We start from the raw sequence: 14,038 nt of genomic DNA on the forward strand, positions 1-14,038 counted from the left end.
AATTACCCGGCGTCTGACATGGCAACTATTTGTCAGCGTTCACTTACTTCACCGTCGACATAGCGCCAGAAACCGTGCTCGTCGCGCTCGAAACGGCTGGTTTCGTGAAGCCGGTATGCACGCCCGCCGATCTTGTAGCGGGCCACGAATTCGACCTCCGCGTGCCGTTCGTCGAGCGGCGCATGACGCTTGACGGCGAGACCGAGCCAGCGCGGGGCGTCGGGCGCATCGGGGTCGGCATCGAGATCGGCCGGGCAGGTGCGCGCGGCCCAGGTCGCGCGCAGGTAGTCGGTTGCGCCGAGCACGTACGCGCTGTACCGCGAACGCATCAATTCGAGCGCGGTGGGTGCGGCTTCGCCGCCGTCGATGAAGCGGCCGCAGCAGGCCGCATAACGCGGGGCCGGCGCTTTGCCGGCGGCAGCGGGGGACGCGCCGCCGCACGGGCACGCGTCAGGTCGGTTCGAAGTCATGCGAATCGTGAATTAACGACGCAGGGTTGTGAGTCCGGCTTACCAGCTCAGCTCGACGCCGTCGTACTGGAAGAATCGGCCGTTGGCCTGCGAGATGTCCGCGCCGGCTTCGGCGATCACGCGGCGCATGCCGGTGACGCTCGTTTCCGGATCGATCGCGGCCTGCGAGCCGCCCATGTCGGTGCGCACCCAGCCGGGATGCAGCGAGATGCACGCGGCGTGGCGCGTCTGCAGCGACGCGATGCGCAGCACGTCGTTCAGCGCGGCCTTGCTCGCGCGATACAGCCAGCCGGTCGTGCCGGTCGCCTCGGCGATGCTGCCCATCCGGCTCGACATGACCGCCAGCACGCCGCGCGCGTCCTCGACGAGCGGCAGCAGGATCGGCAGCAACTGCATCGGCCCGCGCACGTTCGTATGCATGACCGCGTCGAAATCCTCGGAGGCGATCGTTTCGACGCCTTCGGTGCGCGGCCCGTAGACGCCGGACACGACCACCGCCGCGTCGAGCCGTTCGCCGTCGAGCTTCCAGCCGAGCGCTGCGATCTGCTCGGGCTGAGCGATGTCGAGCGCATGCGCGTGCGCGCCGAGCTCGCGCAGCGCGGCGAGCGACGCGTCGTCGCGCGCGGTGGCGATCACGTTCCAGCCGTCGCGCCGGTATTGCCGGACGAATTCGCGCCCCAAGCCGCGCGATGCGCCGACGATCAGTACGGTTTTCATGTTCGCCGCTCCTTTTCGTTGCACCGCCGAGGCGGCGGTGCCGGTGTCAGATCAGTTCGTGCCCGCGGGGATCGCCGCGCCCGGGCATGCGGCCTTGACTGCCGGAAGCGGCGTCCGCGCCGCTTACTTCGCGTCGCCACACGGCTTCAGCGTATCGGCGACCGCCTGTGCGACGCCGTCGAGCCGTGCCGCGTCCGCGGCAACCATGTCGTTGTCGGGTGCATGCTGGCCGCGCGCGGTGAGCGCCGCGACGCAGCGCCGGTAGGTCGTATCGAGCGCTTCGAAGCTCGATACGGCCATCCCGAGGTTGCGCATGCGCCCGTCGTGCACGCCGTACACGAGCCCGTGCACGGTGAGCGACTGGCCGCGCGCCCACGCGTCGTTGACGATCGTCGTGCGGCACACGTTGACGACCTGTTCGATCGAGTTCAGCTCGATCAGGCGGCGATAGCGCGCTTCGCCGACCGGCCATTCGTCGAGCAGCGCCGCGTGACGCTCGCGCACGTCCTGCACGTGGTGCAGCCAGTTGTCGGCGAGGCCGACGCGCCGGTTGTGCAGCGCCGCGTTCACGCCCGAGCAGCCGTAGTGGCCGACGACCATGATGTGCTTCACGCGCAGGATGTCGACCGCGAACTGGATCACCGACAGGCAGTTCAGGTCGCTGTGCACGACGACGTTCGCAATGTTACGGTGAACGAACACTTCGCCCGGCGGCAGGCCGATGATCTGGTTCGCGGGCACGCGCGAATCCGAGCAGCCGATCCACAGATATTCCGGCGCTTGCTGGTCGGCCAGGCGCGCGAAGAAATCCGGATCCTCGGCGAGCTGGCGTTTGACCCAGGCGTCGTTGTTGTCGAACAGGTGTGAAAGCGGATTGTCTTGGGTATTCATCGGAGTGGATTCCGTTGGCGGAAATCGGGTCGATAACGGGTTCGAGGTGCTCGGGCGTCAGGCGGCGCGCTGCGCGTCGCCTTCCCCGTCATGGGCATCCGTCGCGTCGAAGCGTGCGGGATAGCGCACGCGAAAGCGCATCGACACGTCGTACGGGTAAAAGTCGGGCAGCTCGCCCTGCAGCAGCTTGTCCTTGCTTGCCTGCCACAGCGCGGGTTCGAAAAAGTCCGCGTGATGCTTCATGAACACCGAGCGCACGCGCGGGTCGCCCAGCAGGAACGGTCCGTAGGTTTCCGGAAAGATGTCGTGCGGGCCGACGGTATACCACGGTTCGCCGGACAGCTCGTCTTCTTCATTGCGCGGCGGCGGCACGCGCCGCACGTTGCAGTCGGTCAGGTATTCGATTTCGTCGTAGTCGTAGAACACGACGCGGCCGTGGCGCGTGACGCCGAAATTCTTGTACAGCATGTCGCCGGGGAAGATGTTGGCCTTCATCAATTCCTTCACCGCGTTGCCGTACTCCTTCACGCCGTGCTCGATGTCCGCATCGGTGCCGTTCTGCAGGAACAGGTTCAGCGGCGTCATCCGGCGTTCGATGTACAGGTGCCTGATCACGAGGTTGCCGTCCTCGTATTCGAGCAGCGACGGCACTTCCTTCTCCAGTTCGCGCACGAGCGCATGGTCGAGCCGCGCGATCGGCAGGGCGACGCTCGAATATTCGAGCGTGTCGGCCATCCGCCCGAGGCGGTCGTGGCGCTTCACGAGCTGGTACTTCTCCATGATCTGCGCGCGCGTCGTTTCCTTCGGGGGCGGGAAGTGATCCTTGATGATCTTGAACACGTACGGGAACGACGGCAGCGTGAACACGAGCATCACGAGGCCCTTGATCCCGGGCGCGATGATGAAGCGGTCGCTCGAGTGCGACAGATGGTGCAGCAGGTCGCGGTAGAACAGGTTCTTGCCCTGCTTCTGCAGCCCGACCGACGTGTAGATCTCGGCCTTCGGCTTGCCCGGCATGATCGTGCAGAGGAAATCCACATACGCGGACGGCACGCCCATGTCGACGAGGAAATACGAGTGCGAGAAGCTGAAGATGATCTGCAGCTGGTCGCGGCGCAGCAGCACGGTGTCGAGCGCGAGCACGCCCGGCCGCACGTGACGGATCGGCACCGCGAACGGCAGCACGCGATCGGCATTGATGATGCGGCCGACGATGTACGCGCTCTTGTTGCGGAAGAACAGCGACGACAGCACGTGGATCTGGAAATTCGGCGCTTCTTCGAACTGGCCGAATTCGTCGGTGATCGCCTGCATCACGCAGCCGATGTCGCGCGCGAGATCCTCGAACGGCGGCTCCAGCTGGAAGTTCGTGACGATGCGCTCGAGCGTGGCCGCGAGCCCGTCGGTGGCCGGGTAGTACGCGCGATAGGTCGGCTTCGCGGCCGGCTCGTCGTTCTCGAGATATTCGGTCGAGATCGCGGGCCGCACGAAGATGAAATCGTTGCTGAAATACGAGCGATGCAGGATCTTGCAGCACACCGAATTGAAGAACGTTTCCGCGCATTCGGGCTGCCGGTGCGACGTGAGCAGGCCGATGTAGTGCAGCTTGATCTGCTGCCACACCTCGTCGTCGATGTCTTCCGCGTCGTATTCGTCCTGCAGCACCTCGACGCATTCCTTCACGCGATCGTCGTACGACGTGATCCGCTCGCGCGCTAGCCGCTGCAGTCCGTGCCAGTCGGTGCGCTCGTATAGGGTCTTCGCTTCGACGGCAGCCTCCCGGAAGATCCGGTAGTGGCGGTCGAAGTATTCGAGCATCGTCTGGGCGACGTCGAAACCGATCTGCGACGACAGCAGCTTGGGGAAGTGATTCATTGCGTGCAGGCTCGTTCAAGAGGGGCTGTAAGCAGTCGCCATTTTAGCGCCCAAGTCGGCGATTCAATGACTTTCGCGGTGCGGTATCGAGCGTCGTCAATGTGCAGGTTATTCGCCGTTGAGTGCCGTTCGGTGCATCTTCGCGTAAAGATACGGGTACGGAACCGATTCTGGCACGAACTTTTTTTGCCCGGCGAGCGCGTGCCGGGCACGCGTTTCGCGCGACGGCGATAGAATCGACGCGATGCCCGCGGCGGCGCTTTCGCATCCGCATCGGCAACCGTACTGCAACGATAACGACGAGACGCCCCACCGATGAATGCCCTGGAACACCAACTCGACTATCCCTTCGCCGACACGCTGCCTGCCGCGGGCGACACGTTCGAGGTCGCGCCCGGCGTGCGCTGGCTGCGCATGCCGCTGCCGTTCTCGCTCGACCACATCAATCTCTGGCTGCTGCGCGACGAGATCGACGGGCAGGCCGGCTGGACCGTCGTCGACTGCGGGATCTCGTCGGACGCGATCCGCACGCACTGGGAACAGATCTTCGACCGGCATCTCGACGGGCTGCCGGTGCTGCGCGTGCTGGTCACGCACTGCCACCCCGATCACTTCGGTCTCGCGAACTGGCTGTGCGAGGGCGGCGACAAGGGCCGCTGGAATGTGCGGCTGTGGATGACGCTCGGCGAATACATGTTCGGCTGCCTGATGGCGGCCGGCAACGGCTCGAACGCGGGCGGCGCGGCCGCGGCCGATCACTTCGCGCGTCACGGGCTGACCGATTCCGCCGCGCTCGACAAGCTGCGCAGCCGCCGCAGCTACTACTCGGATCTCGTGCCGGCCGTGCCGCCGCGCTACCGGCGCCTGCGCGAAGGCGATACGGTGAAGATCGGCGCACGCACGTGGTGCGTCGTCACCGGCTACGGCCATTCGCCCGAGCATTGCGCACTCCACAGCGAAGCGGACGGCGTGCTGATCTCCGGCGACATGGTGCTGCCGCGCATCTCGACGAACGTGTCCGTGTTCGATCTCGAACCGGAGGCGAACCCGCTCGCGCTGTATCTGGAGTCGCTCGGCCGCTACGAGACGATGGCGCCCGACACGCTCGTGCTGCCGTCGCACGGCAAGCCGTTCCGCGGCGTGCGCACGCGCATCGCGCAACTGCGCGCCCACCACGACGCGCGGCTCGACGAAGTGCGGGCCGCGTGCGCGGAGAAGCCGGCGAGCGCGGCCGACATCGTGCCGATCATGTTCCGCCGCCGCGAGCTCGACATCCACCAGATGACGTTCGCGCTCGGCGAAGCGCTCGCCCACCTGAACCTGCTGTGGCTTACGGGCGAACTCGTGCGCGAGCAGGGCGACGACGGCGTGCTGCGTTTTCGCACCGCGCGCTGAGCGCGCGGCGTCACGTCACGCGACGGGTTCGTAACGCCACCCGTCGCGCTGCCATTGCATCGTGTGCGTCGGCTCGAGCGCCGCGAGAAACGCGGCGTCGTGCGACGCGGCCACGATTGCGCCGGGAAAGCCTGCCAGTGCGGCTTCGATCGCGCGCACCGATTCGAGATCGAGGTGATTGGTCGGCTCGTCTAGCAGCAGCATCTGCGCCGGCGTACCGCGCCACAACGCACACGCGAGCGCGGCCTTCAGCCGTTCGCCGCCGCTCAGGCGCTGCGCCGGCTGAGTCGCGCGGGCGCCGTCGAGCTGCAGCAGCGCGAGCCGGCTGCGCAGGTCGCCTTCGGCGAGCGACGTATCGAGGCGTCCCAACTGCTCGACGATCGAGCGCTCGGGATCGAGCAGCGCGAGTCGCTGGTCGAGATACGCGGCGCTCACGTGCGTCGTGCAGGTGCCCGAACGCGGCGCGAGTTCGCCGGCGAGCATCCGCAGCAGCGTCGATTTTCCGCAGCCGTTCGGGCCCGTCAGCGCGATGCGAACCGGGCCGCTGGCCGACCACGTGATCGCGTCTGCGCACCACGGCAATTGCGCTCGATCGAGCGTGAACAGCCGACGGCGTGCGCTGACCTCGGTGCCAGGCAACGACACGAGCACCGGCGCATCGGCTTCGACGCGCGCGGCGGCCTCCTGTACGCGTTCGTCGAGCGTCGCCTTGAAGTCGTTCTGATGACGCCGGACCTGACCCATGATGTTGCGCGCCGCACCCTTGCGGCTCTGACGTGCGCCCGATGACAGGTTGGCCGTCTTCGCATCGCGCAGCGAACCGGCCGCGTGGCGCTGGATCGTGTCGTGCTCCCGTTCTAGCCGGCGCCTCACGCGTCCGCGCTCCGTACGGGCATGCTCGAGCGCGGCCTGCGCGGCACCCTGTTCCGCGTCGCGCTGCGCACGATACAGCGCGTAGTTGCCGCCATACGCGCGCGCGCCGTGCGGCGTCAGCTCGACGATGCGCCGCACGTGCGCGAGCAGCGCGCGGTCATGGCTGACGATGACGACGCCGCCGCGCCAGCCGTCGAGCGCTGCGCGCAGCCACGCACGGCCCGGTGCGTCGAGATGGTTGGTCGGTTCGTCGAGCACCAGCAGCCCGGCGTCCGACAGCAGCGCACCGATCAGCGCGACGCGCGCGCGCTGGCCGCCGCTCAGCGTCCGAGCGCGCGTATCGGCACGCACGTCCGGCAGGCCGGCTGCGTCGAGCGCCGCGCGCAGCCGCTCGGCCAGATCCCAGCGCGCGCCGATCAGGTCGAAGTCGGGCGCGTCCGCGTGGCCGTCCGCGACGCGGGCGAGGGCGGCGAGCGGTGCATCGAGCGCGGCGATTTCGGCGACGGTTCGCGTGTCGTTCGGCGCGTCGTCGTGCTGCTGCGCGACGCAGGCGACCAGCGTGTGCCGTTCGATCGTGCCCGCGTGCGGTGTGCGCCGGCCCGCGATCAATTGCGCGAGCAGGCTCTTGCCGACGCCGTTGCGCCCGACGATGCCCGTCGGCGTGCGGTCGATGGCGAGGTCGAGCGAATCGAACAGCGTGAAGCCGTCGTCGAAGCGGAAGGAAACGTGATGAAACGCGACGAGCGCGCCAGCCGGCGTGGCAGCAGCCATAAGCACCTCCGAAAATGCATGAAACCCTTCGCGCGGCGTGCTTGGCACGGCGGCGAAAACATTTTTGGGAAGGCTTAGTTGTTCACTTTGACTGGCGTCCGGTATGAGGAATGAGCGCGCAGTGTAGCAAGCGCGGCGCGCGAGCCGCAAGCGAACGGCGATGCCGCCGTCGCTTGCGCGCCACGCGTGGTTACTGCACGGAGACCGTCGTGAAGTTCTGGCGGCCGAACGGGCTGACGTGATAGCCGCTCACGTTCGAGCGCGTGAGCGCCGCCGCCGTCGGGTAGCCGAGCGGAATCCACAGGGCCTGGTCGTGGATGATCTTTTGCGCCGTTTCGTACAGCTTCGCGCGCTTCGCCTGATCGGCCGTCGACTTGCCGTCGGCGATCAGCTTGTCGAGCTGCGCATCGCAGAAGCGCGCGAAGTTGATGCCCGATTTCACCGCATTGCAGCTGAACAGCGGCGACAGGTAGTTGTCCGGATCGCCATTGTCGCCGGCCCAGCCCATGAACAGCATGTCATGCTGGCCGAGCTTCGCCTGCTTGATCAGTTCGCCCCACTCGATCACCTTCACTTCGGCCTTCACGCCGATCTTCGCGAGGTCGGCCTGCAGCAGTTCCGCGCCGGCCTTCGGGTTCGGGTTCAGCACGCTGCCGGTCGGACGCGTCCAGATCGTCGTCGAGAAGCCGTTCGGGAAGCCTGCCTGCGCGAGCAGCTGCCTTGCCTTCGCGGGATCGTACGAATACGGCGCGATGTCCTTCGCGTAGCTCCACGTGTTCGGCGGATACGGGTTGTTCGCGGGCGTCGCCGTGTTGTCGAACACGACCTTCAGGTAGGTCGTGCGATCGAATGCGAGGTTCAGCGCTTCGCGCACTTTCTCGTTGTCGAGCGGCTTCTTCTGCGTGTTCAGCGCGACGAACGCGGTCATGAACGCGGGCGTCTGCACGACCTTCAGCGCGCTTTCGCCCTTCGCGGCGAGCACGTCCTGCGGTTTCGGCGACAGCGCGATCTGGCATTCGCCGGCCTTCACCTTCTGCATGCGCACCGACGCGTCGGGCGTGATCGCGTAGATCAGCCGGTCGACCTTCGGCTTGGCGCCCCAGTAGGTCGGGTTCACGTCGTAACGGATCAGCGCGTCCTTCGTGTAGCTCTTGAGCACGAACGGGCCCGTGCCGATCGGTTTCGCGTTCAAGTCGGCCTGCTTGCCGGCCTTCAGCAGCTGGTCGGCGTATTCGGACGAGTAGATCGATGCGAAGCCCATCGTCAGGATCGGCACGAACGTCGCGTTCGGCTCGTTCAGCACGAACTTCACCGTGTTGTCGTCGACCTTCGTGACCGACTTCACCAGCTTCACGAGGCCCATCGACTGCGCGTGCGGGAAGCCGCTCGCGCCGGCGACCTTGTGCCACGGGTTCGAATCGTCGAGCATCCGCGAGAACGTGAACACCACGTCGTCCGCGTTCAGCGGGCGGCTCGGCTTGAAGTAGTCGGTGGTCTGGAAGGCAACGTTCGGGCGCAGGTGGAACGTGTACGTCAGGCCGTCGGCGCTGGCGTCCCATTTGTCGGCGAGCGCGGGCACGACCTTCTTCGCGGCTTCGTCGTACGACACGAGCGTGTTGAAGATCACGTCGGCCGATGCGTTGGTCGTGACGAGCGAGTTGTACTGCACGACGTCGAAGCCGTCCGGGCTCGATTCCGTGCAGACGGTGAGCGGCTTCGCGGCGGCGAGGCCGGGAGTGGCGAGAGCGGCGGCGACCGCGGCCGCGGCGAACAACTTGACGTGCATAGGATCTCCCACGTGGCTTGTGTTTTTTGCTGGGTGACGGGATGCGGGCGCGGCCGGAAGCGAGCGGGGCCGGCGCGGCTGGCGAATAGCATACCGTCAAAGCGCGCGACGCGTGGAAAAAGGCGTCGGAACGCGGTGAATTGACCGAGAAACGGCTGCGTTCGCGGCGGAATGCGTGCTGGGGCGGCGGGATGGCGGTGGATGCGGGCGCGGCGGGGCGGTGAGCGCCGGCCGATGGGCCAACGCGGTAGACATCAGTGGAGACAGGCGGGATCGACGCGGGGCCGGCGAAAATCGCCGCGATCGCCGCATCATCGCGCGACGATTGCGTACGGCCGGAAGGCGGCAGCGCGCTGCGTAGGCATGGCACGACGGCGCGGCCGAGTCCGGCCCGGTGCCGACAACGGCGCACCGGATGCCCGGTGCGCTTGGCGCGTTCAGTGTGCGCCGGCCTTCGGCTTGCGCGGTGCCTTCTCGAACAGGCGGTCGTAGAGCCAGCGCGGCAGCACGTGCAGCACCTTCGCGACGACGCCCATCTGCCACGGAATCACGCGAAACGCATGCTGCCGTGCGATCGCACGCGCGGCGCGGGCGGCGAAGCGGTCGGCGTCCATCAGGAACGGCATCCGGTACGGGTTGTGCGCGGTCATCGGCGTGCGGATGTAGCCGGGCGCGATCGTCACGACGCCGACGCCGGCCGGGCGCAGCTCGACGCGCAGCGCCTCGAGATACTTGATCGCGGCCGATTTCGACGCGCTGTACGCGCCGGAGCCGGGCAGGCCGCGCACGCCGGCGACACTTGCGACGCCGACCAGCGTGCCGTGCCGCGCGGCCGTCATCGGGCCGACGAACGGCTCGAACGTCGCGACCATTCCGTAGTAGTTGATGTCCATCACGTCGCGGAACGCGGCGAGATCGCCCTGGCCCGTGACGGCGCCCTGGCTGATGCCCGCGTTCGCGATCACGACGTCGGGGCAGCCGTGCGCGGCGCTGAACGACGCGGCAGCCGTGGCGAGCGCATCGGCGTCGCGCACGTCGGCGGAATAGACGGAGATGGACAGCGTCGGGAAGCGCCGCGCGAATGCATCGAGTGCATCGGTGCGGCGCGCGACGAGGGCGAGTGTGGCGCCCTGGCGGGCGTATTCCTCGGCCATCGCGAGGCCGAGGCCGCTCGACGCGCCGGTGATGAAGACCTTCAGCGGAGTAGTCATGCCGGCGCGCGGGCGGGGATCAGAGCTTCTTGTCCTGAACCTGCTTCACGAGATAGTCGAGCACTTGTGCGGTGCCCGGGATGCTGTTCGTGTAAGCCGGGCCCGTCTTGTACTTGCCCTGGACGACGACCGTCGGCACGCCGTCGATCGCGTAGTTCTTCAGCAGTTCGGCCGATTGCTTCACCTCGCCCTGCACGCTGAACGAGTTGTAGGCGTCCATGAACTGCTTCTTGTCGACGCCTTGCGTTGCGAGGAAGTCGGCCTGCGCCTGCGGCGTCAGCAGGTAGTTCTTCTGCTTGTGGATCGCGTTGAAGATCGCCGGCGTGACCTTCTCCGAGATGCCGAGCGCGGACACCGCGTAGTACAGCTTCGAGTGCGGGATGAAATCGTCGCGGAATGCCACCGGCACACGCTTGAAGTCGATGTTGTTGCCCTGCTTCTTCACCCAGGCCTCGATCGTCGGCTCGAATTCGTAGCAGTGCGGGCAGCCGTACCAGAAGAACTCGATCACCTCGACCTTGCCAGCCGGCGCGGACACCGGCTGCGGCGACTTCATCACCTCGAAGTCCTTGCCGGAAACGGGGGCGGCGGGCGAAGCCTGGGCGAAGCCGGCAGCGGCCAGGCCCAGGGACAGAAGAAGCGTGCTAAGCAGTTTTTTCATGTTGTGAACGTCGAATCAGTTGCTCGGGTTACGGAACGTAACGGGTTCTGCGCGGGCGCGGCCGGCTGCTTACTGCTTCGTGAAGCGGATCACCGCCGTGTCGACACCTGCGTCGGACAGGCGCTGACGGGCCGAGTTCATATCCTCGAATTTCGAGAACGGGCCGACGCGCACGCGGAAATAGGTCACGCCGCTGACATCGCGCTTCGACACCTTCGACTCGAAACCCTGGAAGCCCAGGCGCGCACGCTGCTGCTCGGCGTCGCCTTCCGTTTTATACGCGCCGACCTGCAGGAAGTAGCCTGTGTTCGCGTCGGCCGCGGTCGGCGGCTTCGCTGCGGCGGCGGCCGTCGTGGACGACGTCGGCTTCGCCGTGTTGGCGGCTTGTTGCTGTTTCTGCGCAGCGGCCTGTTGCGCCTGCTTCTGCGCCGCGAAGCGTGCGAGATCGTCCTCGCCGCCTTGCTGCTGCTGTTGTTGCTGCGCCTGCTGCGTCTTCTTCGGCGGCGGCGTGTTGTCGGCCGGCTTCGGCGCGACGGCGACGCCGTTACCCGACGACGCATTGTTCGACGCGCTCGTGCTGTTCGAGCCGCTGGAGCCGTTCGAGTTGCCCGACGGCGGCACTTCGACGATCTGCGGTTCGGGCAGCAGGCCGCCCTGGGTCTGGTTCGCGGCCTGGCCGGGCGCGGTGTTCGGCGGCGCGGGCTGCGCGGCCTGCGGCACCGGCTGGCCGGGCGTCTTGCCCTGCAGTGCGCGGTTCGGGTCGAACTGCTGCGGCTGGCTCGCGCCGTTGTCGGCCGGCGGCGGCGCGACCTTCGACACGAACGGCGACGGCGAACGCGTGATATAGAGCGCCACGACCACTGCGATTGCGAGGCCGACGATCAGGCCCAGCACGATTCCAAGAAATGTCCCTCCGGCTTGTTTCGATTGCTTCGAAGTTCGGCGTGGTTGTGCCATTGCTTGAGTCACCTGCAAAAAGAATCGTGAAAAGGCCGCGGCAGGCGCGCCGGCGGCGGGCGCTGCTGCGGCCATTCGCTGCCCGGTTCGGGCCGCTTACATCTTGGCGGGCGCGGACACGCCGAGCACCGCCAGACCATTCTCGAGCACTTGCCGCGTCGCGGCGAGGAGCGCTGCGCGCGCATTGCGCGGCGCTTCGTCGTCGACGAGCACGCGCTCCGCATTGTAGAACGAGTGGAATTCGCCAGCGAGATCGCGCAGATAGAACGCGACGGCGTGCGGTGCCAGTTCGTTTGCCGCGTGCGTAAGCATGTCCGGATATTCAGCGAGCTTCTGCATCAGCGACACGGCCTGCGGGCTCGTGAGCTGCGACAGGTCGGCGCCCGGCAGCTGCGAGGCTTCGACGTTGTAGCGCGACTTCAGTTCGTTGAGCACCGAGCAGATCCGCGCATGCGCGTACTGGACGTAGTAGACCGGGTTTTCGTCGTTCTGTTTCAGCGCGAGGTCGATGTCGAAGACGAACTCGGTATCGGCCTTGCGCGAAATCAGGAAGAAGCGCACCGCGTCGCGGCCGCGCGTGATGGTCGCCTCGTCGATCAGGTCCGGCGCCGCTTCCTGGCCCGGCACCGCGCCGCCCGACCATTCGATCAGGTCGCGCACCGTCACGTAGCTGCCTGCCCGCTTCGACAGTTTCACTTCCTGGCCGTCGCGCATCACGGTGACCATCTTGTGCAGCACGTAGTCGGGATAGCCCTTCGGGATGCCGACGTGCAGCCCCTGCAGGCCGGCGCGCACGCGCGCGATCGTGCCGTGGTGGTCCGAACCCTGGATGTTGATCACCTTCGTAAAGCCGCGTTCCCATTTCGTCACGTGGTACGCGACGTCCGGCACGAAGTACGTGTACGTGCCGTCGGACTTGCGCATCACGCGATCCTTGTCGTCGCCTTCGTCGGTCGTGCGCAGCCACAGCGCGCCGTCCTGCTCGTAGGTCATGCCGGCCTTGACCAGCGCGTCGACCGTCTTCTCGACGCGGCCTTCGCTGTACAGCGACGACTCGAGATAGTACTGGTCGAACTTCACGCCGAACGCCTGCAGATCCATGTCCTGCTCGTGACGCAGGTACGCGACCGCGAACTTGCGGATCGCGTCGAGATCCTCGATGTCGCCCGCGCCGGTGACCGGCTCGCCATCCTTCGCGGCGACCGTCTCGCGGTTCAGGTAGTCGCGCGCGATGTCGGCGATGTATTCGCCGTTGTACGCGGCTTCCGGCCAGCCCGCGTCGCCGGGCTTCAGGCCGCGCGCGCGCGCCTGCGTCGAGATCGCGAGGTTGCCGATCTGCACGCCCGCGTCGTTATAGTAGAACTCGCGGTGCACCGCGTAGCCCTGGCTCGCGATCACGTTCGCGAGCACGTCGCCGAGCGCCGCCTGGCGGCCGTGGCCGACGTGCAGCGGGCCGGTCGGGTTGGCCGACACGAATTCGAGCAACACTTGTTTGCCTTTTTCGCGGTCCGACGTGCCGAACGCGCGGCCCTGGTCGAACACGGCGGCGATCACCGCCTGCTTCGAGGCAGCCGTCAGGCGCAGGTTGATGAAGCCGGGGCCGGCGATTTCGGCGGCCTCGACGAGCCCTTGCGCGGCCGGCTGGGCCGTGAGCGCGGCGACGATCCGTTCGGCGAGCTGGCGCGGGTTCGTGCCGAGCGGCTTGGCGAGCTGCATCGCGACGTTGCACGCGACGTCGCCGTGCGCGGCGGCCTTCGGGCGCTCCAGCGTGATGGTCGGGGCGACGAACGCCGTGTCGGCGCCTTTCAGCGCGTGAGCGACCTGCGTGACGCTATCCGCGAGCAGGGCTTCGAGGGTCTGTTTGTGTGCTGGCAGCATGCTGGTAGAAGGCTTCGTTGGTGGCGGCCGGAAACGCCGGCCTGCCGGCGCGCTTTTCGGGCGCGCGTTTCAGGGATCGCAGAATTTTAACAGGTGCTAATATGCCGATCAGGCGCCCCGCGTCCGCGGAGGCCGGACGCCGGCCTGCCGGCGTTCCCCAACCGCGCCGCGCGGGCACAACAAGATGAAAAGGGAATTGTCATGATTACGTTCAAGAGCAAGGCGGCACAGGATCTCGATGTGCTGAAGGATTTTGCCGTGTACGTGCTGAGCCTCGTCGGCAAGCAGCTGGGCGAACGCGGCGTCATTACGCACGACGAACTGGACGGCGCGATCGCGAAGCTGGAAGGGGCGGTCGCCCAGGCCAGGCAGGAGCGTGCCGAGCACGCCGGCCATTTCCACGAGGACGATGCCGACCACGCGCACCACGAAGTGCCGCCGAACCTGGCGCAGCGCGTCGCGCCGTTCCTGATGATGCTGCGCGAAGCGAAGGCCGGCCAGGCGGACGTGCACTGGGGCTTCTGAGCCCCGCTGCGCGCGGGACGCAGGTTCG

The 14,038-nt window shown here is 67.0% G+C and carries 12 protein-coding genes; 2 read left to right on the plus strand and 10 right to left on the minus strand.

The genetic code is table 11. From position 1 onward, the window contains the following. Nucleotides 1-32 precede the first annotated feature (32 nt). From DIE13_RS14160 to aceK, 4 genes are all read right to left on the minus strand, one after another. Nucleotides 33-470: a YchJ family protein gene (locus DIE13_RS14160; RefSeq protein WP_124827784.1), complete on the minus strand. Its 438-nt coding sequence runs from the start codon at nt 468-470 to the stop codon at nt 33-35. A 39-nt stretch (nt 471-509) separates the two neighbouring features. Further along, nucleotides 510-1,187: an SDR family oxidoreductase gene (locus DIE13_RS14165; protein WP_124827785.1), complete on the minus strand. Its 678-nt coding sequence runs from the start codon at nt 1,185-1,187 to the stop codon at nt 510-512. Between the two features lie 123 nt (nt 1,188-1,310). Beyond that, a complete protein-coding gene (gene can / locus DIE13_RS14170; protein WP_124827786.1) occupies nt 1,311-2,078 on the minus strand; it encodes a carbonate dehydratase in 768 nt (255 codons plus the stop codon). 57 nt (nt 2,079-2,135) lie between these two features. Continuing rightward, entirely contained in the window at nt 2,136-3,953 is a 1,818-nt protein-coding gene (aceK, locus tag DIE13_RS14175) for a bifunctional isocitrate dehydrogenase kinase/phosphatase (RefSeq protein WP_124827787.1), read from the minus strand. A 315-nt stretch (nt 3,954-4,268) separates the two neighbouring features. Between aceK and DIE13_RS14185 the strand changes: the two genes are divergently transcribed. Further along, a complete protein-coding gene (locus tag DIE13_RS14185; RefSeq protein ID WP_124827788.1) occupies nt 4,269-5,348 on the plus strand; it encodes an MBL fold metallo-hydrolase in 1,080 nt (359 codons plus the stop codon). A 15-nt stretch (nt 5,349-5,363) separates the two neighbouring features. Here DIE13_RS14185 and DIE13_RS14190 read toward each other — a convergent pair whose 3' ends face one another. The 6 genes from DIE13_RS14190 to argS all read right to left on the minus strand — a co-directional run bounded on the left by DIE13_RS14190 (nt 5,364) and on the right by argS (nt 13,485). Further along, nucleotides 5,364-6,992: an ABC-F family ATP-binding cassette domain-containing protein gene (locus DIE13_RS14190; RefSeq protein WP_124827789.1), complete on the minus strand. Its 1,629-nt coding sequence runs from the start codon at nt 6,990-6,992 to the stop codon at nt 5,364-5,366. 190 nt (nt 6,993-7,182) lie between these two features. Beyond that, nucleotides 7,183-8,778, minus strand: a complete 1,596-nt coding sequence (locus DIE13_RS14195; RefSeq protein WP_124827790.1) for an ABC transporter substrate-binding protein — start codon at nt 8,776-8,778, stop codon at nt 7,183-7,185. Nucleotides 8,779-9,215: 437 nt separating this feature from the next. Continuing rightward, nucleotides 9,216-9,989 (minus strand): SDR family oxidoreductase, encoded by a 774-nt coding sequence (locus tag DIE13_RS14200; RefSeq protein ID WP_124827791.1) that lies wholly within the window; start codon nt 9,987-9,989, stop codon nt 9,216-9,218. Between the two features lie 19 nt (nt 9,990-10,008). Beyond that, entirely contained in the window at nt 10,009-10,650 is a 642-nt protein-coding gene (locus DIE13_RS14205; protein WP_098550452.1) for a thiol:disulfide interchange protein DsbA/DsbL, read from the minus strand. A 69-nt stretch (nt 10,651-10,719) separates the two neighbouring features. Then, nucleotides 10,720-11,607 carry an SPOR domain-containing protein gene (locus tag DIE13_RS14210; RefSeq protein ID WP_124827792.1) on the minus strand — a complete coding sequence of 296 codons (888 nt, stop codon included), beginning with the start codon at nt 11,605-11,607 and terminating at the stop codon, nt 10,720-10,722. Nucleotides 11,608-11,703: 96 nt separating this feature from the next. After that, nucleotides 11,704-13,485: an arginine--tRNA ligase gene (gene argS, locus DIE13_RS14215; RefSeq protein ID WP_124827793.1), complete on the minus strand. Its 1,782-nt coding sequence runs from the start codon at nt 13,483-13,485 to the stop codon at nt 11,704-11,706. 201 nt (nt 13,486-13,686) lie between these two features. On the opposite strand from argS, the gene DIE13_RS14220 reads away from it, so the two are divergent. Next, on the plus strand, nt 13,687-14,010 hold the full coding sequence (locus tag DIE13_RS14220; RefSeq protein ID WP_124827794.1) for a DUF1840 domain-containing protein: 324 nt from the start codon (nt 13,687-13,689) through the stop codon (nt 14,008-14,010). Nucleotides 14,011-14,038: the final 28 nt, after the last annotated feature.

The sequence above is a fragment of the Burkholderia sp. Bp9016 genome (assembly GCF_003857765.1).
Taxonomy (GTDB): domain Bacteria; phylum Pseudomonadota; class Gammaproteobacteria; order Burkholderiales; family Burkholderiaceae; genus Burkholderia.